The sequence below is a fragment of the Streptomyces poriferorum genome (genome assembly GCF_019399235.1).
Lineage (GTDB): Bacteria > Actinomycetota > Actinomycetes > Streptomycetales > Streptomycetaceae > Streptomyces > Streptomyces poriferorum.
Window position 1 is genome coordinate 1 of record NZ_JAELVH010000010.1, and the last position, 21,980, is coordinate 21,980.

21 protein-coding genes and 1 pseudogene are annotated in these 21,980 nt (G+C 68.8%); 5 read left to right on the forward strand and 17 right to left on the reverse strand.

Annotated elements, in window-relative coordinates:
- Positions 1-216 precede the first annotated feature (216 nt).
- The 3 genes from JGS39_RS03305 to JGS39_RS03315 are packed head-to-tail and all read left to right on the forward strand — an operon-like array spanning position 217 to position 2,576.
- A complete protein-coding gene (locus tag JGS39_RS03305; RefSeq protein WP_219567155.1) occupies positions 217-1,026 on the forward strand; it encodes an ABC transporter ATP-binding protein in 810 nt (269 codons plus the stop codon).
- Positions 1,023-1,784 (forward strand): ABC transporter permease, encoded by a 762-nt coding sequence (locus JGS39_RS03310; RefSeq protein WP_219567156.1) that lies wholly within the window; start codon positions 1,023-1,025, stop codon positions 1,782-1,784. The genes JGS39_RS03305 and JGS39_RS03310 overlap by 4 nt, the downstream gene beginning before the upstream one ends.
- 15 nt (positions 1,785-1,799) lie before the next feature.
- Positions 1,800-2,576: a MerR family transcriptional regulator gene (locus JGS39_RS03315; RefSeq protein ID WP_219567157.1), complete on the forward strand. Its 777-nt coding sequence runs from the start codon at positions 1,800-1,802 to the stop codon at positions 2,574-2,576.
- Between the two features lie 712 nt (positions 2,577-3,288).
- On the opposite strand, the gene JGS39_RS03320 is transcribed toward JGS39_RS03315, so the two are convergent.
- Positions 3,289-3,825, reverse strand: coding sequence for a hypothetical protein (locus JGS39_RS03320; protein WP_219567158.1), 537 nt, complete (start codon positions 3,823-3,825; stop codon positions 3,289-3,291).
- A 430-nt stretch (positions 3,826-4,255) separates the two neighbouring features.
- On the opposite strand from JGS39_RS03320, the gene JGS39_RS03325 reads away from it, so the two are divergent.
- Positions 4,256-6,376, forward strand: coding sequence for a phosphocholine-specific phospholipase C (locus JGS39_RS03325; RefSeq protein WP_219567159.1), 2,121 nt, complete (start codon positions 4,256-4,258; stop codon positions 6,374-6,376).
- 364 nt (positions 6,377-6,740) lie between these two features.
- Positions 6,741-7,316, forward strand: coding sequence for a hypothetical protein (locus JGS39_RS03330; RefSeq protein WP_219567160.1), 576 nt, complete (start codon positions 6,741-6,743; stop codon positions 7,314-7,316).
- Between the two features lie 412 nt (positions 7,317-7,728).
- Here the strand turns inward: JGS39_RS03330 and JGS39_RS03335 are convergent, their stop codons facing one another.
- The 16 genes and pseudogenes from JGS39_RS03335 to JGS39_RS03410 all read right to left on the reverse strand — a co-directional run bounded on the left by JGS39_RS03335 (position 7,729) and on the right by JGS39_RS03410 (position 21,972).
- On the reverse strand, positions 7,729-8,226 hold the full coding sequence (locus tag JGS39_RS03335) for an Ig-like domain-containing protein (RefSeq protein WP_219567161.1): 498 nt from the start codon (positions 8,224-8,226) through the stop codon (positions 7,729-7,731).
- A 185-nt stretch (positions 8,227-8,411) separates the two neighbouring features.
- Positions 8,412-8,947: pseudogene (locus tag JGS39_RS03340) on the reverse strand (hypothetical protein).
- Positions 8,948-8,998: 51 nt separating this feature from the next.
- Positions 8,999-9,265, reverse strand: coding sequence for a YxzC family protein (locus JGS39_RS03345; protein ID WP_219567162.1), 267 nt, complete (start codon positions 9,263-9,265; stop codon positions 8,999-9,001).
- A 42-nt stretch (positions 9,266-9,307) separates the two neighbouring features.
- Positions 9,308-10,312, reverse strand: a complete 1,005-nt coding sequence (locus tag JGS39_RS41575; RefSeq protein WP_308120151.1) for an IPT/TIG domain-containing protein — start codon at positions 10,310-10,312, stop codon at positions 9,308-9,310.
- A 158-nt stretch (positions 10,313-10,470) separates the two neighbouring features.
- Positions 10,471-11,214: an IPT/TIG domain-containing protein gene (locus JGS39_RS03355; RefSeq protein ID WP_219567164.1), complete on the reverse strand. Its 744-nt coding sequence runs from the start codon at positions 11,212-11,214 to the stop codon at positions 10,471-10,473.
- Between the two features lie 543 nt (positions 11,215-11,757).
- Positions 11,758-12,543 (reverse strand): hypothetical protein, encoded by a 786-nt coding sequence (locus JGS39_RS03360; RefSeq protein ID WP_219567165.1) that lies wholly within the window; start codon positions 12,541-12,543, stop codon positions 11,758-11,760.
- Positions 12,544-12,903: 360 nt separating this feature from the next.
- Positions 12,904-14,250 (reverse strand): metallopeptidase TldD-related protein, encoded by a 1,347-nt coding sequence (locus JGS39_RS41580; protein ID WP_219567166.1) that lies wholly within the window; start codon positions 14,248-14,250, stop codon positions 12,904-12,906.
- 1 nt (position 14,251) lies between these two features.
- Positions 14,252-15,673 carry a TldD/PmbA family protein gene (locus JGS39_RS41585; RefSeq protein WP_219567167.1) on the reverse strand — a complete coding sequence of 474 codons (1,422 nt, stop codon included), beginning with the start codon at positions 15,671-15,673 and terminating at the stop codon, positions 14,252-14,254.
- Positions 15,670-16,746: a hypothetical protein gene (locus JGS39_RS03375; protein ID WP_219567168.1), complete on the reverse strand. Its 1,077-nt coding sequence runs from the start codon at positions 16,744-16,746 to the stop codon at positions 15,670-15,672. The genes JGS39_RS41585 and JGS39_RS03375 overlap by 4 nt, the downstream gene beginning before the upstream one ends.
- Positions 16,747-16,814: 68 nt before the next feature.
- The gene (locus tag JGS39_RS03380) at positions 16,815-17,033 is read right to left on the reverse strand and encodes a hypothetical protein (RefSeq protein WP_219567169.1); all 219 of its coding nucleotides are present in this window, start codon (positions 17,031-17,033) and stop codon (positions 16,815-16,817) included.
- A 70-nt stretch (positions 17,034-17,103) separates the two neighbouring features.
- Positions 17,104-17,850: an ABC transporter permease gene (locus JGS39_RS03385; protein WP_219567170.1), complete on the reverse strand. Its 747-nt coding sequence runs from the start codon at positions 17,848-17,850 to the stop codon at positions 17,104-17,106.
- 3 nt (positions 17,851-17,853) lie between these two features.
- Positions 17,854-18,588: a hypothetical protein gene (locus JGS39_RS03390; protein WP_219567171.1), complete on the reverse strand. Its 735-nt coding sequence runs from the start codon at positions 18,586-18,588 to the stop codon at positions 17,854-17,856.
- Positions 18,585-19,529, reverse strand: a complete 945-nt coding sequence (locus tag JGS39_RS03395; protein WP_219567172.1) for an ABC transporter ATP-binding protein — start codon at positions 19,527-19,529, stop codon at positions 18,585-18,587. Before JGS39_RS03395 ends, JGS39_RS03390 begins: the two co-directional genes overlap by 4 nt.
- Positions 19,522-20,163 (reverse strand): DJ-1/PfpI family protein, encoded by a 642-nt coding sequence (locus JGS39_RS03400; RefSeq protein WP_219567173.1) that lies wholly within the window; start codon positions 20,161-20,163, stop codon positions 19,522-19,524. The genes JGS39_RS03395 and JGS39_RS03400 overlap by 8 nt, the downstream gene beginning before the upstream one ends.
- A gap of 127 nt (positions 20,164-20,290) precedes the next feature.
- A complete protein-coding gene (locus tag JGS39_RS03405) occupies positions 20,291-21,283 on the reverse strand; it encodes a FomB family phosphonate monophosphate kinase (protein WP_219567195.1) in 993 nt (330 codons plus the stop codon).
- A gap of 65 nt (positions 21,284-21,348) precedes the next feature.
- Complete coding sequence (locus JGS39_RS03410) at positions 21,349-21,972, reverse strand: hypothetical protein (protein ID WP_219567174.1); 624 nt, start codon at positions 21,970-21,972, stop codon at positions 21,349-21,351.
- Positions 21,973-21,980: the final 8 nt, after the last annotated feature.

The following is a 21,980-nucleotide window of genomic DNA, read 5'->3' on the forward strand; positions in this document are numbered from 1 at the left end:
CGCGTGAGTGGTTCACCGACAGCTACGCGCATGGCGGGTTCTCGACCGAAGCGCTCAGGGCCGGCGCTCCGGCATTGCTGCGATGGGTGGCGTCGACCGGCGATTTGGATGTCCTGGCCGGAACGGACTTGACCTTGACGCTGGGTCAACCCTCCATCCTTCCGGAGGAGCTTCCGCGCAGTCGCCCGGACAGCTCCACGAAGGAGGCAGACGACCATGACAGCCCAATCGATCGCCGGTCCGGCGATTCGAGTGCGAGGACTCAAGAAGTCGTACGGGAAGCTCGAAGTACTGCGCAGCGTGGACTTCGACGTGGTGCCGGGCAGCATCTTCGCCCTGCTCGGTTCCAACGGGGCGGGCAAGACCACGACCGTGAGAATTCTCGCCACGCTCCTGAAAGCCGACGCGGGGGCGGCGAGCGTCAATGGCTTCGACGTTGCCGCGCAACCGGCGAACGTGAGGGAGTCCATCAGCCTCACCGGGCAGTTCGCGGCCGTCGACGAGATCCTCAGCGGTCGGGAGAACCTCGTCCTCGTCGCCAGGCTGCGCCACGTCGAGGACCCGGGCGCGATCGCGGACGACCTGCTGAGGCGCTTTTCGCTGAGCGAGGCGGGCACGCGCCGAGTGTCCACGTATTCGGGTGGGATGCGCCGCCGACTGGACATCGCGATGAGCCTGATCGGGAATTCGCCGGTGATCTTCCTGGACGAGCCGACAGCCGGTCTCGACCCCGAGGCGCGCATCGAGGTGTGGGACGCGGTCAAGGAGCTCACCGGCTACGGAACGACGGTGCTGCTCACCACGCAGTATCTGGACGAGGCCGAGCAGCTGGCCGACCGGATCGCGATCCTCCACCAGGGCCGGATCATCGTGAACGGCACCCTCGCCGAGCTCAGACAGCTCTTCCCACCCGCCACGGTCGAGTACGTGGAGAAGCAGCCGACTCTCGAAGAGATCTTCCTCGCCGTCATCGGCGGCGGCGACAAGCGGGACGCCGCCGGCACGACGGCCGGGGGACGAGGATGACCGCGTACTTCTTCAGCGACACTGCCGCGCTCACGGGGCGGACCCTGCGCCATGTCACCCGCAGCTTGGACACCGTCATCACGACGGCCATCACGCCGGTCGCCATGATGTTGATGTTCGTCTACGTGTTTGGCGGCGCCATTGATACCGGGTCGGTGTCGTATGTGAACTACATGCTGCCCGGCATCCTGCTCATGACCATTGCATCGGGCATCTCCTACACCGCGTTCCGGCTGTTCACCGATGTGAAGAGCGGGATCTTCGAGCGATTCCAGTCGATGCCGATCGCCCGGTCGGGTGTGCTGTGGGCCCACGTCGTCACCTCTCTGGTCGCCAACCTGATCGCCCTCGGGCTCGTCGTGGGCGTCGCTGTGCTCATGGGCTTCCGCTCAGGGGCAGGAGTGCAGGCATGGCTCGCGGTCGTCGGCATCCTGGTCCTGTTCACCCTGGCGCTCACCTGGCTGGCCGTGATCCCCGGGCTCTCCGCGTCGTCGGTCGAGGGAGCGGGCGCGTTCGCCTACCCCCTCATCTTCCTGCCGTTCGTCAGCTCGGCCTTCGTGCCCACAAGGACGATGCCCGGCCCGGTGCGCTGGTTCGCCGAACATCAGCCGGTGACGTCGATCGTCAACACGATCCGCAACCTGCTCGCCCAGCAGCCGGCCGGCGACGACATCTGGACCGCGATGGCGTGGTGCGTCGGAATCCTCGTCTTGGCGTATCTCTTCGCGATGGCCGCCTACCGCCGGAAGATCGGCTGAGGCAGTCTGAGACCCATGCTCACCATCAGCCAGCTTGCGACGTACGCCGGGGTGACGGTGCGGGCGGTACGCCACTACCACCGGATCAGGCTGCTGCCGGAGCCCGGACGCGACCGGTCCGGATACCGGACGTACGACGCCGGCGCGGTCGTGAGACTGATCCGGATCCGCACCCTGGCAGATGCCGGCGTGCCGCTGGCCCGGGTGCAGGAACTCCTCGACGCCGGGCCGGAGGAGTTCGCCGGCGGGGTCCAGGAGATCGACAAGGACCTGCGCGCCGAGATCCGGCGACTGCAAGGCACTCGCAGCCGGCTCGCCCGGCTCGCTGCCGGAGAGCACCTGGCGCTCCCGCAGAGCGTGGTGGACTACCTCGACCGATTGCGCGGTCTCGGCGTCGAGGAGCAGTACATCGACATGGAGCGGGACGCCTGGATCATGATCGCCGCCCAGGTGCCGCACCTGATCGACTCCGTGATCGCCAAGAAGCACGAGGAACTGGACGACCCCGACACGGTGAAGCTCTACAGTCTTCTCAGCGGGGCACTCGACTGGCCGGCCCACGACCCGCGGATCGTCGAGGTCGCCGACATCATGGAGCGCCTGATGATCCGTGCTGTCGAGGCCGGCGAGGTGGGCACCGAGGACGGGATCGACGACCGGTTCGTCGACCTCCTGGACTCGACCATGGTCGAGTCCTCACCGGGTGCGGCGCGGCTGTTGGCGATCCTGGAGGAGCGGGGCTGGAGGGGCTGGACCCGCATCGAACGAGTTCCTGCCGAGAGACTCAAGTGATGCGCGGCGCCCGGGTCCGCCCCGTAGGTCACACGGGCGCGGATGTTGCCCCCGGACGCCGTACGACCGCGGCGGCAACGCCGTTGCCCCGCGCCGGCCTGCCCCGGCCCGCCGTGCCCGGGTTCGGCCGGCTCAGGCTGCGGACAGCCGCTCTCGACGAGCGGTCAGGACCGGTTGACCGTACGGTCGGTGTGGGTGCCCTGACAGGACGGCATTCAGGGTTGGCCCTGCGGTCACTTCGCACGTACGCAGGGCCACCTGCCGCCTGAATGGTCCGGATCAAGAGTCCATGGCCCGCTACCTTCCTTCCGCTGCCGCCGGCTCGTATTCAACGGGCTGCTGCCCACAGTCCGAGGTGGCGTCGGTCAGTGCGTCGGCCACGCGTGAGCACGGTCAGCCCCAACGGAGCTTTGTGTACGCCCGGTCCGTGACACAGGTGTGCACCGTGCGTCGGCCGACGGCGGAAACCAGGCCGACGGGCCCGGGCCTGCCTTGGATCGACGGGTCCTGGCCGTGACAGCCACGGGGAGCGCTCGGACGCCCAGAGGCCGTTCCGCACAGACCTCATGCCGGGCTGAGGTCCGTTGCCTGCTACGACGCCGGCAACCATCCCCGCCCACGATCACAGCAGGAGCGACCAGTACCGCGTCCACCGCGCCGCCTCCCGGCCGCCGTTCGACACTCGGAGCCCATACCGGCTTGCTCCCGCAGGTCAGCGCATGCGGATGGTGAACTCGGGGAGCGGTATGTCGGAGAGATCGAGCTGGAGCCCGGTCATGGTCAGGTAGGTCTGCGAGTCGCTCAGGGTGTGGGACGGTGCCTGCGACTTCCCACGCGTGCTCACCAGCATGTACCAGCCCCCGCGCTTGTAGCTGCGGGAGGCGTCGGCGCTGTCGCCGTTCGGGTTCAGTACCCAGCCCTGGCGCTCCAGGTCCGCGCAGATCGCCTTCATTTCGGACTGCGCGGCGGGCTTCTCCCGGACAGCCATCCAGCCCGTCCTGTTCAGGTCGGATCCGGCCGGGACCGTCGACTTGCCCTGCTCCGGGTCGAGGCCCGCCGCGCGGACCGCCGTCCGGATCGCTTTGTCCACTCCGACCCGCGTGAGGGGTGGCGATGAGGATTCAGGCTCCGGCGCGGGCGCCGCCCCGGAACCGGAACCGGACGGCTCGGCCAGGGGCGCGCCCAGGTGCACGTGCCCGTTGTCGTCGATCTGTACCTGGTCCGGCAGGATCACGGCGACCAGACTCACGAACAAAATCGCGGCCAGCCCGATCCATATCCTCTTCAAGAACCCGTTCAACGTGAGACTCCCCCCAATGATCATTCGAGGGGAGTCTCACACATCCCGTTCGGTCCGTAGGCAATCGGTCCCACTTCGCCGGCGACACGGCTGGGTCCGAGGTGCAACGCCGTCCGACTCGGCACCGGTCACCACAGCGAGTACGGCCAGGAGTGAGGACGGGGCCCTGCCTCTCCTGGTCCCGCAGGCCGGCCGGCTTGACCAGCTCGTCGGCGAGTGATGCGGGCGGGGCGGGGCGAGTCCACTGGGGTGCGTGCCGGGCGGTTGGACTTCCCGTACGACCTGTTGGAGGTTCACCGCGAAGCCGTACGAAATCCTTCCCCGCGCCACTCGGCTTGATTAGCTTCCCGGCTGTACGACAGGACTCGGGAGGCTCAACTTGACCACGGACATTTCACGGCGACGGCTGTTGGCGCTCGGCGGCGGTGCGCTCGGCGCTGCGGCGGCGGGGTCGCTGCTACCGCCTTCGCTGCAGGCCGCGATAGCCGCGCAGCCGGCACATTCGGCGGGGTCCGGAGGCCGTGACGGGCTCGGAGCCATCAAGCACGTGGTGATCCTGATGCAGGAGAACCGTTCCTTCGACCACTACTTCGGGATGCTCCGGGGCGTACGCGGCTTCGGTGACCGCAACGCCGTCGAGCTGCCCTCGGGCAAGCCGGTATTCGAGCAGCCCGCACCGCTGGGCACCTCCGTTCTGCCGTTCCCGGTGCGCGGCGCCGCTGAGACACAGAAGAAGGACCTCCAGTACATCGGTGCGCTCGACCACTCCTGGAACGGCGGCAGCAAGGCGTGGGCCGGCGGGTGGATGAACGGCTGGGTATCCGCGAAGACGGCCGCCACCATGGCGTACTACGACCGCCGTGACATCCCGCTTCACTACGAGCTGGCCGACACCTTCACGGTCTGCGATGCCTACCACTCCTCCATCCACTCCTCGACCAGTCCCAACCGCAACCACCTGTGGAGCGGGAAGACGGGGAACGAGCCGAACGGCAAGCGTGCCGTCGGCAACGACGCATACGACGAGGGCACCCACCCCGGATACGACTGGGGCACTTACGCGGAGCGGCTGGAGCAGGCCGGGCGCAGCTGGCGGACGTACACCGAGTGGGAGAACTTCACCGACAATCAGATCGAGTTCTTCGCCACCTTCAAGGCCATCGCCCGCAAGGCGTTGGCGAGGACCGGCGGGCACACGTACATGGAGTCGTTCTACTCCGCCGTGCGGGACGCGGACGCAGCCGAGCGGGCGCGGCTGTCCGGTCTGCTGGAGGAGGGCGTCGCCACCCTGGACACGGGTGAACGCCGCCTCTTCGAGCGGGCGTTGCGCCGGGTGGAGACCGGAACGCTGGCCGACGAGTTCGCCAAGGACGTGGCGGCCGGCACGCTGCCGGAGGTCTCCTATCTGGTGCCCTCCGCCGTCGACTCGGAGCACCCGAGCGTTTCCTCGCCGATCCACAGCGCGACGATCGTCTACAAGGTCCTGGACGCTCTGGGCAAGCACCCCGACGTGTGGCGGCACACCGCCGTCATCATCAACTACGACGAGAACGACGGCTTCTTCGACCACGTGCCGCCGCCGGTCGCCTCGCCCGACGTGACCGAGGAGCAGTGGGAGGGCAAGCCCACCGGTCTCGGCATGCGAGTACCGATGCTGGTCGTGTCGCCCTGGACCATCGGCGGCTACGTCTGCTCCGAGGTCTTCGACCACACCTCCGTGATCCGCTTCCTGGAGCGCTGGACCGGGGTGAAGGAGCCGAACATCGGCGACTGGCGGCGTACCGTCACCGGCGACCTGACCTCCGCCTTCGACTTCTCGCGAGGACGTCGCCGACCCGAGACGGAGCAGCCGGGCGCCATTCCGCCGTTCAGCGGCCGCTGGTCGCCGAGGCCGCCGCTGGTGCAGCACATGCCCGTGCAGGAGCCGGGCGTACGTCCGGCCCGCGCACTGCCGTACCAGCCGGACGCGCAGGCCAAGGTGGTGGATGGCGCCGTGCAAGTGACCCTCAGCAACACGGGGCGCTCATCGGCGCACTTCGCGCTGTATCCGTACGCGGGCGAGTTCCCCGTACCGCAGCACCGGGACGTGAGGGGCACGACGCAGTGGACGGTGCCCGTCACCGGCGCGGCGTACCGGTTCACGGTGACGGGGCCGAACGGGTTCCGCCGCGAGTTCGCCGGGTCCACGAAGGACGGTGCCCCGGCCGAGGTTGCGTCGCGGGTCGATGCCCGTGAGCGCGACCTGCATCTCACGCTGCGCAACACGGGGCGGACGACGCTCACCTTCAGGGTGGGGCCGCGGGGATACGTCGACGAGGCAGACCTGCGCGACTGGACCAGGACCATCAAGGTCAAGCCTGGGCGCAGCCGCACCGTTGTGCACTCGGCGGCAGACGCGCACGGCTGGTACGACCTGGACGTCACCGTCGACGGGGACGACGCCTTCCGGCGCCGGCTGATGGGGCACATCGAGAACGGCCGGGCGAGCGTCTCGGGCTGACCCGGGTCCGGTTCTTCGCCGTCGGCGACGGGGTCCGGCCCAGGTACTGCGCGATCCTGGACCGGGCCAACGCCCGGTGTCGTTGACCAGTGGCTGCGTCCGCCTCGTCAACGGCAGTGAGCGGCTCGGCGAGCCGCACTCGTAGACGGTCCGGTCGGAGCGGGGGGCCGCCTTGACTGCCTCGGTGCTTATGGTTGGCCCGCTGGTTCGTCCACGTTGTGAGCGCCCTCGAACCTGGAAGCGATCGAGAGCTGAGCACATCGAACAGGTGTTATGTCGCAGGAAGCGAGGGAGGGGTGGTTTGAGCCGTGTGGGTACTATCGCTGCTAGCCGCTCAACCCCCACTTCGAGAGCCGAGGACCACATGTCCACAAACCTTTCAGTTCCGAGCGTCACGGCGGACTACGCCCTGCGAGTTGCTGACGACCTGTCTGCGAACCGGGGCGAGCAGGAGCGTGTGCGCTCCGAGCTGGATCGGCTGCAGGACGAGCTCATCCGCCTGGAGGAGAGCGAGCAGGTACTGACGAAGATGCAGGACGTGCTCGGCGGCGCACCCAAGCAGACGGCGAAGCAGGGCAAGAGCCGTAAGACGGCTGCGGTTCCGGCAGCCCGCCGCTCCAACACCAAGACAGCAGCAGGGAAGTCGGGTGCGGCCGACGGGCGCAAAGCTGCCAAGAAGTCTGCCTCAACCAAGAAGCCGGGCGAGGCTACCTGGCTCGAGCTGACTACCGCCCACCTGAGCGGACAGAGCGAGCCCAGGTCCGCGGCCGAGGTCTCGGCCTCGCTGACCGAAGCACACCCTGAGCGCGCGGTTCAGGTGACAGTAGTGCGCAACGCTCTGGAACAGGGCGTCGCGCAGGGTCTGTTGGAGCGATCCAAGCAAGGACGCTCGGTCTTCTACAGCCTGGTCGCCACCGTTCCGGTCTCATCCGTCTCCTGACGTTCTGCGGTTGGGGGCCCATCTCTTTGGTCAAGCGGTGTGGGCGCCTGAGGGGCTCTCGGTAGAAGCGTCAGTCGTGTCGGCTCCGGCGTATCCGTAGATTCAGCCGGCGGCAGTACCGGGGGCCGGGACGGCGACTGGCCGCCGCCGCGCGGCCCGCGGGCCGCTCTGCTCGTCTCGCTGGGGCAGGTTGCCGCGCCGGCCGCCTCTGGGGAGGATTTGACGCGCGCACGCGGGCACGCGCGTGCTGTGCGGCGAGCGAGCGTTGCGTGGCCTCACCGGGACCTGCACGTGTTCACCTGCCCGGCAGGCCCCGGACGTCTGTACCCATGGGTGCTCTCTCAGCGGACGGATGAGGGGTACCACGGTCCGTGGCACCCCTCACGGGCGTCCAGCACCTGCCGGGCCGGGTTCACTTGTGGATGCGCGTCACGTTGTGGCTGTTGACGCTTACCTCGTTGTGGATGTCCCCGACCTGGAAGTCGATCAGCCCGCACAGCAGGCAGCCCGGGTTGTTGGCCGGGGGAGACGGGGCCTGGGACACGGTGATGGTGGTGGTGCCGTTAGAAGCACTGCAACTGTCGTCGCCGTTGTAGGCGGCGGTGATGTCGTGTGTTCCGGTAGCCGTGAAACCGGTGGTCAGCGAGGAGTGCCCGTTGGCGGAGACGGGTGCGGTCGCCAGGAGCTCCGAGCCGTCGAAGAACGACACGCCCAAGCCGCCGCTCGGGTCGGAGCTGCAGGTCACCATCGCGTCGAGGGTCACCAGCTGCCCGGTCACCGCCGGGGAAGGTGTGGCTTGGACGGTAGTCGAGGACGGATCGGCGGCTGCAGCCGACGTAGCGAAGGACAGCACTGTGGCCGCCGCTACGGCGACCACGAGTCCGACCTTGCGTGCAAGACACGCTTTCACTGAGGGGGCCTCCTCGGTCTGATAGTCAGGCGGGGATCCGCCCTGACCGTTCGGAGCGTGACCTTAGGCCGCTTTTGGTGGCGTGCGCGGTAGGTGCGGGTCCCGGTGGGTCCACCTGAGTCATCGGTTCGCTCGAATGGGCTGGAGCGAGCCGGTGGAGCCGATGCCTGCTGACCAGTGCCGCATCAGGCAACGTTCGCTCTGTTCACGACCTCGCGCATGTGTTCGTCTTCGGCGTGCTTGTTCAGCCAGATGATGTATCGGCGGATCACGCTGCCCTGCTCCTTGCGGCCGGCATGGTCGGTGCCGTCGGGGGTGAAGTAGCGCAGGGCGGTGACCTGGGCTTCGACGCGGTTGAGCCAAGAGGAGTTCGTCGGGGTGTAGGCGATCTCGACGTTGTTCCCGTCGGCCCAGGTGGCAACTCGCCGGCAGCGTTTCGTGGTCAGCTGCGGGGAGTAGTTGTCACGGATGACGGCGATCCGCACCTCGTCGACCACCCCCTCGGCGACCGGAGCGGGGTTGAAGTTCTGCGTCGCGGACTCGGTCCGGGCTGGTGAACGTGACCTCGGTGATCTTCGCCACGGGCATGCCCTGCGCGGACAGCAGCACCATCCGGGCCAGTGGCCAGGCCACCGCCGACCCCCGTGCCGCGGCGGATGATCCGCAGCAGCCGCCGGCCCTCGGCATCATCAACTTCACGGATACGTACCCGATCGGCCATGCGCGCAGCCTGCCGGCGCACTGGACCCTGGCTGCCAGTATCCCGGCAGTGTCACACCATTCGGCGTTTCCTCAGCTCAGCGAGCCACCCTCGTACTTGCCCGTCGTCGTGCAGGTAGCCGCCGCTCTCATCCGCGGGCAGGTCAATTCCGCACAGGAGGTTCAGCGCCCACCACGAGATGTCGTCCCAGGCAAGCCGGTCGTCGGCCACCCACCGCGAAGCCCAGCGGTCGGCCTCATCCCTCGTCAGCCGACCCTCGATGAGCGACGCGAGGCGATTCTCAACCTCATCAACTGTCGGCTGGTGCCCTGCATCCATGTCTTGACCGTACAGCCAGGGCACACGCTGCCTGATGCGGCACTAGATCGCGGGAGGCGCGACGCGCTGGTAGGCGAGCGAGTTGCTGGTGCCGCCCGACGTTGTGACGCTCACCAGCACCGAACCCGTCGGGCCCGCGGGGGCGATCGCGATCGCAGTCGTGTCGGACACCACGGTGAAGGCCGCCGGTGCGGTGCCGAAGCGGACCGCGAATGCCGTGGTCAGCCCGGTGCCTGTCAGGGTCACGGAGGCGCCCGCGTCCGTCGGCCCCTGCGCGGGCGAGAGCGCGGTGAGCGCAGGCGCCGCCAAATAGGTGTAGACGACGGAATTGCTGGTGCCGCCGGGACCGGCGACCGTGCACGCGACGGAGCCGGTGCCGGCCGGTGTGACGGCGGTGATCTGGGTGGCGGAGTTTACGGTGTAGGAGGTCGCGGGGGTGCTGCCGAAGGTGACGGCGGTGGTCCCGGTCAGGCCGGTGCCGGTGAGGATCACAGTGGTCCCGCCGGTCGCCGGTCCCGCGGCGGGCGAGACGGAAAGCAACGAGGGCGCGTTGATGTAGTAGAAGAACACCGGCCCCGAGGTGCCGCCTACGGTGGTCGCGGTGACGGCCACCGCGCCGGTGCCGGCCGGTGTGACGGCGGTTATCTGGGTGGCGGAGTTGACGGTGTAGGAGGTCGCGGGGGTGCTGCCGAAGGTGACGGCGGTGGTCCCGGTCAGGCCGGTGCCGGTGAGGACCACACTGGTCCCGCCGGACGTCGGTCCCTGGTTGGGCGCGATCGTGCTGAGAGCCGGCGTGGGTGCGTAGGTGTAGGGGATCGTGTTGCTGAGCCCGGCGGGTGTGCGCACGGTGACGTTCACTGTGCCCGTTCCAGGCGGGACGGCCGCCGTGATCGTCGACGGGGTGTTGACCGTGAACGACAGGGCGGCTGCGGATCCGAACGTGACGGCGATGGCACCGGTGAACTGGCTTCCGTTGAGGGCCACGGGATTGGTGCCGGCCGCCGGACCCGTGTTGGGTGCGACCGAGGTGAGGACGGGAGGGGCCACGGTGACTCCAAGGAGTGTGGTCGGCCTGGCTGGGCAGCGAGCTGGGGGCACGGAAGCGGTGCGGGCGGGTGTTCGCGAGCCCGCACCGCGTCCGCTGGGCACGGGCCGGTGGACCGGAGCTCACCGGAGGCGTGCGCGGCTGTGCGTTCGAGACGCCGTCAGATGCCTGGGCCGGAAACGTAGGTGAAACCGCCGCTGACAGTGGCGCTACCGCCCCCTGTGGTCACGACGACATCGACGGAACCTGCCGTGCCGGACGGTGTGACGGCCACCAGCGTGGTGTTGTTCAGCACTGCGAAGGACGCGGTGGTGCCGTCGAAGGTGACGGCCGTGGTGGAGGCGAGGCCGGTGCCGTTGACGGTCACCGCGGTGCCGCCAGACGCCGGCCCCGAGGCGGGTGCGAGCGAGACCAGTGTCGGCGCGTCGACATAGGCGTAGCTGAGTGGAGAGGTCGTGCCCCCGGTGGTGGTGACCGCGACATCGACGGAACCGCTGGAGCTGCCGGCCGGAACGACCACCGACAACTGGCTGTCCGAGACGACTGTCGGGGTCGCGCTGTTGGAGCCGAAGGACACGGTGTTGGCCGTGGAGAGGCCGTAGCCGTTGATGGTGACTGTGTTGCCGCCTGCGGTGGGACCGGAGCCCGGGCCGATTGACATTGCGATCGGTGGGCTGATGTAGAAGAAGGAGAGCGAGTTGCTCGTCCCGCCAGCGGTCACCACGTTGACATCGACGACGCCGCAGCCCGCGGGGTCGATGACGGTGATCGAGGTCGGGGTGTTCGCGGTGATCGTGGCCGTCCGGGACCCGAAGTGGACGGCGGTGGCACCGGACAGGTTCACGCCCGTGATGGTGACGGTTGTTCCGCCGCTGGTGGAGCCTTGGTTGGGACTGATAGGCATGAGGGGTTCCTCTCACTCGGAGATCTTCTCCGAGCAGTGAGTGGGTTCCGATCCACGGACGTCCCGAATCAGCCCCGGCCGGTACGTTGGCCCGCCGGCAGATGGGATGTGCGGAGGCCCGTCCGGACGGGATGAGTTCGGTCCCGTGAGGGTGGCTGGTCCGCGAGGAATCGATGGACCATCGCCCATTGGTGCAGACACCTGAATTGACCCATCAGTGTGATTTCTATGCCAAGGGTTTTGACGTGGTATCAGTCGTTTGGCGGAGCGTGCAGGGCGTGCGGCGGCGCCTTCTGGTGGTACGCAATCACCTGCCGGGCCATGCCGGGAGCGCTGGGCAACAGCCGCGTGGTCATAAACCATGGGGTGTGGCACTGCGCCAGTGGGGCTCACCACTTCGGCAGGTGATACTCGCCGTAAGGGTCCGGAAGCGGCCCTGCCGGTCCGCGGCCTCCGGCTGATCTCAGCTTCCGGGTAGGACCAGCCGACAGGACGGGTGCGTCCGGGCTGCAGTCCGGGTCGTCAACAGGACCGGTGCAGTGCTCAGTTCGAGCTCTGAAGGGCGGGCAGATCGGCGCACAGGGTGGCCGGGAAGACGGGCTCGACGCGGTGCACGTCGGCGCAGCCGGCCTTCGTGCCGCGTGCGAGGGGCACCCAGCCCGACTTCTCGGCGCGGAAGAACCACCGGTCGCCGAGGCTCGCCCCACAGCCCGGCGCCCGGCCCTCGGCGCAGGCCGGTCCCATGCGCGAGGACACGTCGAACACCAGCCACTTCCCGTCGCAATGCTCCTCGCCGCGGGAGGTGTGGGTCGGCACGTCGAGCGCCGCCACTGCCTGGTCGTAGGAGGCGGGGGTGCAGCCGGTGGGTGCCGGGTGGCAGCCGCGGTCGCCGCACAGACGCAGGCCTGGCAGGCCGGCGTCGTCCGCGGTGAACGTCGTGTCGTGGTCCACGACCAGTTCGCGGTGGCCGAGCGCGGACGGCAGCCGCACCTTCGCCGTGACGGTCGCGGTCTTCGAACAGTCGGCGTGCGGGTCGCCGGTCAGGGTGGAGAAGGTGACCTGCACCCACACATTGCGCTCCGACGTGGAGGTCACGGCCGCCTGCGGCCGGCGCGCGCAGGTCTTCCCCTTGCCAGGCACCTCTGCGTCGACACGGAGCGCCCGTCCGCCGCCGGAGAGCCGGGCCGCGGTCACGCGGAACGGAGCGAACGTCTGCCAGTGCGGCGCTTCCGTCGTCGGCGCCCCGGCCCGCTGGGCCCCGCAGGCGCTGAGCAGCAGCACGGCGACGGCGCTCAACAGGACACCGGCCAGTGATCTCCAGGACTGCACGTGTTCCGGACCCCCCCCATGAAACGGTCGACCCGGGCGACTATAGAACGCCGCGTACACGTCCAGTCCGGCGCACCACACGATGGCGAGCGGTGGCAGGGACAGGTGCGGGCTCGCCGGGCGGCCGTGCGCCGGCCGCTTGCCGATCTGGTTCGGCGAGAACGAGCCGCCGGCACGGATGGTGGCCGCCCAAGGCGTCACGGTGATCCTCACCGAGGCGGACGTGGGGCCGGAAGGCGGGTCGGGACCGGCCGCAGGTCCGAGCCCTCGCCTGCCGGTGCCGGCGCGAGCGTGTCGTTCGGTTGCCGGCCGCCTCTCCTGAAAGGCCGTGCGGGTGAGAGCGCCCGGGCCGGGTGGACTTCACGCGACGTACTCGAACCGGAGGGCGGAGAGGTCAAGGCTCAGCCACGCCCCGCCGACGGAGTGGGTACGACCGGGAAAATAGGAGCGTGTCGGTGTTGTCGCCGTGATGGCCGAAAGCACCTCCGCCGTTGTCGCCGTGAGAACCACGGTCCCGGCTCCGTGGGCCACTTTGCCCTCTCTCAGCCTCGCGACATCAAGTCGGACCGTGAAGCAGCTGCCGGAGCGCATGCGCTGGACTCCGTCGCCCCTCAGATCGTAAGCGAGCAGCCCCTCGTACTCGTCGTGGGCGTAGTCGGAAGGAGCGGTTTCGAGACGCACGTTGGACGGCAGTGCTTCGGGGACTTCACTCTCTCCTCCCCGGGCGGCGTGACCGGTGAGGGCAACGGTTCCCTGCCCGTCCCCACTGCCTCGGCACGTCAATTGCGTGCGGGTTCCGGTCCGGCCGAGCAGCACCGTCGGCCCGCTCGGAGCGCCCTCCTCGTCGAACGGATGGACGTGGTACCCGCCGACGGCGGTTGGGTCGTCCAGCACAGTGGCGGGAAACGGGCCTGTGCTGACCGGGAACCCGTCGACCAGGTCCTTGACCACCAGTCCGAGCAGTGATGCCGCCGCTCTCGGAGCGAGCATCAGCGTGTTCCCGGCACCCGGCCCCGGCTTGGCATGCGAAGCAAGCATCGCTGCGCCGCGCCAACCCGCCTCTTCCAGGCTCTCCTTCATCGGCAGTTCCCGCAGACGGTGCCCGTGGCGGGCAGTCCAGAGCCGGATCCTCCGGCCGGCCCGCTCGACCTCCACAAGCGTACGAAGTTCAAGCCGGGTCACCCCGTAGTCGGCGGCCTGCGGACGCTCCGGGGAAGCGAACGCGGTTGCCCGGTGATCCACGGTCAGGACGCAGTCCGCAATCCTCAGGGAGACGTCCTGGCGGGGGCCCACGAACTCCGCCAGGCCCTGGAGTTCGGTGAGCAGCCGGGCCAGGCTGTCGGGAGTCTCCGCGGTGTTGTCGAGGAAGGCCACCTGGTCCCAGGTCGTGTCCGGCAGCAGCGGCCGGGCCTCTGCGTAGAGGCGTCCGAAAGGCAGCAACCGGCGGGCGGCCTCCAGAGCGCCGACCAGCGAGTCCGGTGCGGTGCCGTGGACCGACGTGTGTACGTCCCGGCCCCCAGCGGCGAGACGGACCAGCGTCGTGTCGTTCCGCAGAGGCGCTCCCGAGCGCACTCCGGCGTCGAGGATCCGGTGCTTGCGCCGGGTCGACGTCAGGACCAGGGCGTCGACGCGTTCGCGGGTGCGGGCACGTCCGGCGGTGTCCTCCGCCGTACGGCAGGCCTCGTACCGATCGGAAGTCTGGTGCACGTCAACACCGCCAGGTGAGCTGGTCGAATCGCATGGTGGGCGAGTGGAGGCCGATTCGGACGGACTGCCCCTGCTTCCCGCAGGTCGCGTTGTCACCCTCCACGTCGTCGGCGATGCCGGCGAGCTGCCGAAGGGCATCACGGGCGTCACCGAACAGGACCACGTCCTGCAGGGGAATGCTGTCCCCAGCGGGTGTCAGGAAATGGCTCTCCGACGCCGCGAAGGAGAACTCGCCGCGATCCAGGTTGATTTCGCCCGAGCTGAGGGCGCCGACGTGCAGGAGACCGCCCCGGGGCGGCTCCAGCAGAACGGCGGTGCTGTCCGGTCCCGGGAGAACGACGGTGTTCGAAGCTCTGGGAAGCGAGGCATGACGGTAGTCCTCCCTGCGGCCGCTTCCAGTATTCAGGTCGGAGGAGCCGTACACGGCCCTCGTGCAGGTGAGGCGACCGGCCACGACGCCTCGGTCGACCAGGACCACACGGGTCGCGGCCTGCCCGTCGTCGTCCGTCGCGCAGCTTCCCATGCCTTCGGGAACCCCTGGGTCGTCAACCAGTCGCAGCGGAGCCGATGTGAGAGCGGCGCCCATCAGGCCGCCGGTATAGCGCGAACCCTTGGCCAGGTTGTCCGCCTCCAGCGCATGACCGATCAGCTCATGAAGCAGTGCTGCCCCGACCCGGGGGGCCAGCACCACCGGTGTGGTGCGGACACCGAGCCGTCGGGAGCCGAGCAAGGCCCTGGCACGGTCAGCGGCGGAGAGGATCAGTTTCTCCGCGGACAGTGCGAGGTCGGGCCCGGCATCTCCGAGCCGCCAGTGCGGGGCGTTGCGCCGAGTGAATACGCGTGCCTGCTGTCCTTGTCCCCATGCTGTTGCGGCGCAGCGCTGGCGCCCACCGGTGGACCGCCAGCTCCGGCCGGCTCCGGTGGAGTCCACCACTGCCCGCTGCCCTCGGAAGAAGTCTTGTACGAAATCCACGGACAGGTCCGCGGCGGCAGCCGACCGGGTGATGGCCTCGGTGAGGAGGTACAGGTCTCGGTGAGGCCGTTCCTCCTCGAGTTCGGAGCACCGAGTGATGGGCTCGGGAGCACGGGGGCGGCCGAAACCCTGGAGCGTGGCCACTCTCTCCGCCAGGAGGCCAGGTTCGGCAAGGGGAGCGGAGCCGTACCACCAGGAGTCCCGCCGGCGCAGAAGCAGTCCGACTCCGAAGCGGCGGTCCAGCGATGTCCCGTGACCGGCGCGGGCCCCGTGGCGGACGGTGCTGTCGAGCCGCACGTGCGATGTCGCCTCGACGAATGCCTGCGCGTACTGCGCGCCCAGCCGTACACCTTCCTCGCACCAGTGCGCGGCGACCGCCTCGAGAAGGCGGTCGAAGGACGATTCCGGCTCCGCCCCCACATCAGGAGCGCGGTCGGTCGGCGCGGTCACCTGAACAGCTCCCGCGAAACGAGGCCGCGGCGCAGGAGTACCTGGACGATTTCGTGGGCGCGGCCCGCGGTGAGCGGCGCCTCGTCGGTGCCGGCCGAAAGAGGCTTGTGGAGCGGGACCGCGGCTTCCACCACTTCCTCCGGTTCGCGGCCGTTGCACAGCCCCCAGACGAGTGCGACGTCGGGCTTCACGACGAACTGCCGCCGCAGTTCGTTGTTGAGCAGCACGCCTTCGGTGAGGTGGATGACGTTGTACTGCGGATTCCGTCTCAGAGGTCCTGGCCCCGTCACCCAGAAGGGCCACCGGTTCACCTCGGGCGCGTCCCATCCGAGCAGTTGCGAGGCCACCGAAAGCGTCTGCAGGAAGGACAGGAACTCCCGCATCCCCTCGCGAGGGTCTCCGTCAGCCCAGGAACCGGTCTGGAGGGAGGTGTACAAGCTGTGGGGGAAGTCCTTGCTGACCGATCGCTCGAGCTGGCGGTGCACCCACTTGGTGCCGTAGTACGGATCTCCCGCGGCAGTGGTCAGGGACTTGCCCGCACAGAGCATCAAGGTCTGTCCGACCAGCGCGGCGGTGGTGAAGTCCTCGTCCTCGCAGGAGCCCTTGAAGTCCGAGAGATGGCCGTTGGCCTCAAGTGCCCAGTGATTCAGAGTCATCTGCCGCAGCCGGTCCTCGTTGTGAGCCAGCCGGCTGCGGAGGTCCGCCAGATTCGGTGAGTCCTTGACGACTTCCATCTGGCGCATGCGCAGGAGCACGTCGAGTTCGTTCCTGGTCAGTCCGGTGGACCGCAGGTCCTGCCGGCTGACGGCCCACTGCTCGACTTTGGCGAAGGCGTCACGGAACCAGTCGAGAGTGTAGGTCTCGACGTCCAGCCTTTCGCCGCCCTCGGTGATCTGGCGTACCTGGATGTCCGTGTCCGAGGAGACGACGGCGAACACGTCCACGTCGCTGGTCGGGCTGCCCAGCCCTGCCGGCAGGCTGCCGGCGAGGTAGATGGCGTCCATGAGCGGGTCATCGGCGAGCCGGGCGGTCGCGGCACGGGCGGTGACAAGCTTTTCTTCGCGGTATCGCATGGGTTCCTTTGACACGACGGGGAAGGGCGTGGACACCGTTCGGCGTCCACGCCCCACTGCATCTACCTTCAGACGTCCACGACGTCCACGACGTCCACGACGTCCACGACGTCGACCACGTCGACCACGTCGACCACGTCGATCACGTCCACGACGTCGATCACGTCCACGACGTCGATCACGTCCACAACGTCCACGACGTCGACGTTCACGACCGCGGGCGTCGCGGCCTCGACCTGCTCCCGTACTTCGGCTTCCACGTCGCCGAATTCGAGAATGTCCTCCATGAGGAACCCCTTCGTTGGTGGTGCACTGCCCCGCACCGGCCGGCGCGGGAGACCCTGGTGCGCGGCCTGCTCAGCCGCGCGAACCTCGCCGGAGGAAGATCTGTACGAGCAGGGCGCCACCGGCGAACCAGACCAGCCCCACGGCCACCTCACCGACTGCGGATTCGAGGAGGCCCGGACCTCGGCCGACCGGTCCGGAGAGGTATGCCGCGACATGGCTGATCGGGAATGCCTCCGAGACGGGACGCAGAGGCGACGGCAGGTCCTCGGTGCTCATCAGAGTTCCGGAGAAGACCATGAGCAGCAGATGCGCGAGGTTGGGAGTGGTGAAGACGTCCTTGACCAGGAGCGCGATGCCCGCGGTCAGGACCCCCATACCGAACGCGCTCACCAGGACCAGGATCAGTGCTCCGGCGAACGTGTGGAGCGGCACGGGAAGGACTCCGTACAGCAGGCCGCAGACCAGATAGGTGATCAGCCCGCCCAGAAAGCCGTCGACCAGATGTGGCAGTCCTCGTTGGCAGATGGCCGCCAAGGTGTTCTGCGGCGAGGCCAGCCACAGGTCCAGCGTTCCGAAGGAGCGCTCGTTGGCGACCGCCAGTGCCAACCCGTATATCACGGCGTGTGCGCAGGCCAGCAGGCTCGCCCCGACGAGCGTGCGCGCCACGGAACCGCCGTAGTGGGAGCTGACCGCCGCGAAGGTGACCGCCAGGCCTATGGGCCGGATCAGGCGTGAGCTCAGGTAGCCGAGCGGGTTGAGCCAGGTGAAGAGCGCGCGGTAACTGAGGGCTGCGCCCTGGAGGACCGGATGGGACATCGCTCAGGCCTCCAGCGGGATGGCGTGGTCACGGACGGCTTGCTGGAGGCGCAGTACCAGGCCCACCACGATCGCCAGCGAAACAGCCGTGAGCCCGAAAGAAACGGCGAGGCTGCCGGCGTCGGCTCCGCGTACCCAGCTCATGACGTGTGACTGCGGCATGAGCCAGGAGAGCTGGCGGATCACCGGCGGCAGCGCGTCCCGGGGAACGAGCAGGGATCCGAGAGCGAGCAGCAGGCCCACGAGGCCGTTCGTCATGCCCGGGGAGAAGGGGAAGCGGAGCACCACGAAGGCCATCAGCCCCACCACGGAAGTGGTGGCAAGTGCCAGCGCTGCACCGCCCACCAGCCATCGGAGCCAGTCGAAACCGGGCGCCAGCCCCCACAGAAGGGCGAGCGGCAGCAACGTGCCGGGGAGGGACACGAGCGCCTGGACCGTCATGCCCGCCAGGCGGCCGAGCACCACGGGAACAATGCCGTACGGGGCTGCCAGGGCCGGGGTGAGGGTACGCCACTGTTTTTCGCCCAGCAGGCTCACCACCACCAGGACGATCAGGGCGTCGAGGTAGCCGATGCCGGCGATGCCCACGGCGAATGCCGGGTCGACGGCCGCGGAACTGTAACTGTGAAGGATGACAGCGAAGACCACGGGCATGATGAGCCCCGCCAGCAGGGCGACCGGGCTGCTCGCCTGCATGCGTATCTGGTCGCCCGCCGCGCGCCAGGTCGTCGCGGTCACCGTGAGTCCACCATGTCCAGGAAGACCTCCTCCAGACTCGGAGGCGTGACCGAGACGCTTGCGACCTGGTCGCCGAAGCGGGCCAGCACCCAGCCGGCCGCTTCTGCCCCGTCACGAACCCGCAGCCGGGTGGTACCGCGGTCCTGGCGGCTTTCCAGCAGTCCGGGGCAGGCGTCGCACGCCGGTACCGATTCATCCGCCGCGGTCCAGATGATCTGGACCGAGTGTCCGAGGCGGGCGGCGGCGGCCACCCGCAACCGGCCGGGCGTTGCTTCGCTGTGCACGGCGCCGTCCTTCATGAGTACGACACGGTCGCTGAGCTCCTCGGCCTCTCTCATGTCGTGCGTGGTCAGCAGGATGCTCCGGCCCTCCTCAGCCAGTCCGCCCACCAGCCGGCGCATCGCAGCGGCGGACTGCGGGTCCAGCCCGGCGGACGGCTCGTCGAGAATCAGCACCGAGGGCTCGTGCAGCAGCGCCCGGGCAAGGTGCAGGCGTTGCTTCATGCCCCGCGAGAAGGTGCCCACCGTGTCACCGGCGCGGTCGGCAAGTCCCATCTGCTCGAGAACCGTTACGGAGCGTTGCCGCAGGTGCGACCCCCGAAGGCCGTACATCAGGCCGAAGAAGGTCAGGTTCTGCAGAGCCGTCAGTCGCGGGTACAGGCCGAGATCGCCGCCCAGGCTGAAGCCGCAAGCCCTGGAAGCGGCACGGCGCTCACGCACGACGTCGTGGCCGCCGACGTCGGCGGAGCCGGAGGTGGGGGTCAGCAGTCCGGTCAGCAGTCGCACCGTGGTCGTCTTGCCCGCGCCGTTGGGGCCGAGTACGGACACCAGTTCGCCCGGCTCGACTGTCAGGTCGACACCACTGACGGCGGCCCGTACCCGTCCTGCCTTGTCCTTGAACTCGCGGCTCAGCGACCGTGTCACGATTCCCTGCTCAGCCAAGGCGGGGCTCCTCTTCTTCGTTCGTCGCGGGTCCGGCCGCGCTGATGGTCACGGGCCGGGAAGGAGCAAGAACTTCAAGTCGCTGCGCCACGCAGGGCACACACTCGGCGGCGAACCGCCGGATCACCTCGAAGGCGATGTCGACGGCCTTGATCCCCGGTCCCGGAAGCCCGCCCACGCTGGTGAGGCCCGGGTCGCGGATCAGCCCGCGGCCGATCTCGGCCGACGTCAGCTTCCGCAGCAGATCCTGCTTGCCGCCGTGGACGGCCATGCGCCTGGCCGGCACCCCGGCAGCGGCCACCAGCAGAGCGCCGGTGCAGACGGAGAACAACGCGGCCCCCCGCGCAGCCGCCTCCGCAACCGCCTCCCGAAGCAGCGGGGAGGCCGCGGCCTCCTCCGCGCCCCGGCCGCCCGGAAGTACCACCGCAGCGCACGACGACAGGGCTGCGAGCGTCCGGAGACCGCCGATCACCAGCCCGTTGGACCCGGTTACCTCCGGTGTCGGACCGGCTGTCAGCACCCGCAGGCCGCTGTTGTGCTGCGTGCACTGCACCGCTTTGGTCAGAGGCGCGACGACTCCGGCCAGGTCGAGTTCCTCGACGCCCTCGTAGGCCAGCACACCCACCCAGGTCACCGCCGGCCTCCTCGGTGAGTGGGGAAGCCGCAGCGAAGGGGTGCCTGGTGCACGGTGCGGCCCGCCGGCAGGTCCGTCGCGCCGGCTGTCCCGGCGGAGAGGACGGGAGGAAGACACTCCATGGCCCTCACAGCTCCGCGAGCCGGGCGAGCGTGCGGTCGCGGATCTGCGGGTCCAGCATGTCGGCGTTGATGTAGAGGCGTCGCGAGGTCTTGACGAGATCGTGCATGCGCCGCTTCATCGTCGAGAAGGAGTCGCCGTAGCGCTGGAAGTCGTTGCCCAGATGGGCGAGCACGTCGTCCTTCAGGCCATAGGTGCCGATCGCGAAGGCGAAGAGGTCCAGGAACGCGTTGAACGTCTCCTCTTCCACGCTCTCGAAGCAGGGGGGCCGATCGGCGTTGTAGTCGATGACGCACAGGTTGCGGACCGTTGCCTCGGCCGCCGGTTCGTGGCCGAAGATCATTCCGGGATCGAGCCGGTACTCGGACGCGTCCAGGTGCTTCTCCAGCCTGCCGGAGTCGATGAGCTCCTCGAAGCAGCGGTCCCGGCGGACCCGCATCGCGGAAGGGACTCCGTGCACGGTGCTACCGCTGGTGAGTACATGCGTGTTGCTCACGAAGACCGCGCCGGCCGCGCACGCCTGAGTGAGGAAGACGGTCTTGCCTCCGCTCCCGCGGCCGAAGAGCAATGTGGCGCCCGTCGGCTGTGCGAAGGCGGCGGCCTTGAGATGGACCATGTCGTGGTCCACGGCGAACAGGGTCAGCAGGTGCTTGGTGAAGTAGGGCCAGATGGTGCGTTCCAGCTGGCGGCCGAAGACGTAGATGGTGCTGCCGCGGGTGACCAGGTAGGCGGGCGGGCCGTAGTGGTGAGTGAGGTAGAAGCCACTCCGGAACCGGTCGGCGCGGAAACCCCGGTCCGCGAGGGGTTCGATCAGTGCGGGGTCGACCGGATCCCGGTCCAGGTCGACACAGACGATCTCGTAGGCGCAGTGATCAGCGGGCTGGGTGAACCTGCTGAAGTACGAGTACCCGCCGAAGTCGGCTACGTTGCTGGAGATGCGAAGCCGGAAGAGGTTGAGGTCGACCACCCGGGAGGACCTGACGGAGTAGTGCGGAGCCAGAGTCTCCCGTACGTCGTTGTCACCGCGGTCGTCCTGGCCGACCGGCGTCGCGGTCTGCCGGCTGGTCACGGTGTCTCCTCACCGGCAAGGCGGGAGCGGTCGAGCGCCTGGGACACCGCGGCGGTGAATCCGTCGGGGTCGCTGCCGTAGAGGTCGCTCAGGTCGCTGATGCCGTCACCCAGTTTGAGCTCGTGCACCCGGCCGGTGAATCCGAGGATGCGGATACGGCGCACCACGGCGGCAACGTATCCCGCCACTCCGTCCGGATAGGTCTGCGCGTTGTCCGCCTCCACCTGGACGAAGACTTCGCCGACCGGCAGGTGCTCCGGGGCGAGCGCGTCCCAGTGGTCGGAGCCGGGTATGCCGACCGCGGGGAGTCCGTGGTGCCAGGCGGTCCAGCAGTCGGATTCACCCTCCACCACGATCTGGTATCCGGCGGACCGGGCGTTGTCCAGTCCGTCGGCGCTGCAGTAGGCCACGACGGGGTGCGCGTCCCCAGGCATCCACGCGGATCCCCCTGCCCCCCGCATGCCGGTGCGCAGCCGGGTCCGGCCGGGCGTTCCACCCGGGGCCACGTAAGTGAACCGGACCCCTTCGTCCACGTCGCTCAGCCCGAAGCGACGCAGCGCCTCCACCGGAAGCCCTTTGGCCTCTGCGAGACGTGCGACGGTCACCCGTCCGTCAGTCATGATGTCTC

Bases quoted from the DNA above. Each gene is read 5' to 3' on its own strand.
- JGS39_RS03330 (WP_219567160.1), top strand. From the start codon at position 6,741: ATGTCCACAAACCTTTCAGTTCCGAGCGTCACGGCGGACTACGCCCTG.
- JGS39_RS03315 (WP_219567157.1), top strand. From the start codon at position 1,800: ATGCTCACCATCAGCCAGCTTGCGACGTACGCCGGGGTGACGGTGCGG.
- JGS39_RS03355 (WP_219567164.1), bottom strand. From the start codon at position 11,214: ATGCCTATCAGTCCCAACCAAGGCTCCACCAGCGGCGGAACAACCGTC.
- JGS39_RS03380 (WP_219567169.1), bottom strand. From the start codon at position 17,033: ATGGAGGACATTCTCGAATTCGGCGACGTGGAAGCCGAAGTACGGGAG.
- JGS39_RS03305 (WP_219567155.1), top strand. From the start codon at position 217: ATGACAGCCCAATCGATCGCCGGTCCGGCGATTCGAGTGCGAGGACTC.
- JGS39_RS03345 (WP_219567162.1), bottom strand. From the start codon at position 9,265: ATGGATGCAGGGCACCAGCCGACAGTTGATGAGGTTGAGAATCGCCTC.
- JGS39_RS03310 (WP_219567156.1), top strand. From the start codon at position 1,023: ATGACCGCGTACTTCTTCAGCGACACTGCCGCGCTCACGGGGCGGACC.
- JGS39_RS03375 (WP_219567168.1), bottom strand. From the start codon at position 16,746: ATGCGATACCGCGAAGAAAAGCTTGTCACCGCCCGTGCCGCGACCGCC.
- JGS39_RS03385 (WP_219567170.1), bottom strand. From the start codon at position 17,850: ATGTCCCATCCGGTCCTCCAGGGCGCAGCCCTCAGTTACCGCGCGCTC.
- JGS39_RS03410 (WP_219567174.1), bottom strand. From the start codon at position 21,972: ATGACTGACGGACGGGTGACCGTCGCACGTCTCGCAGAGGCCAAAGGG.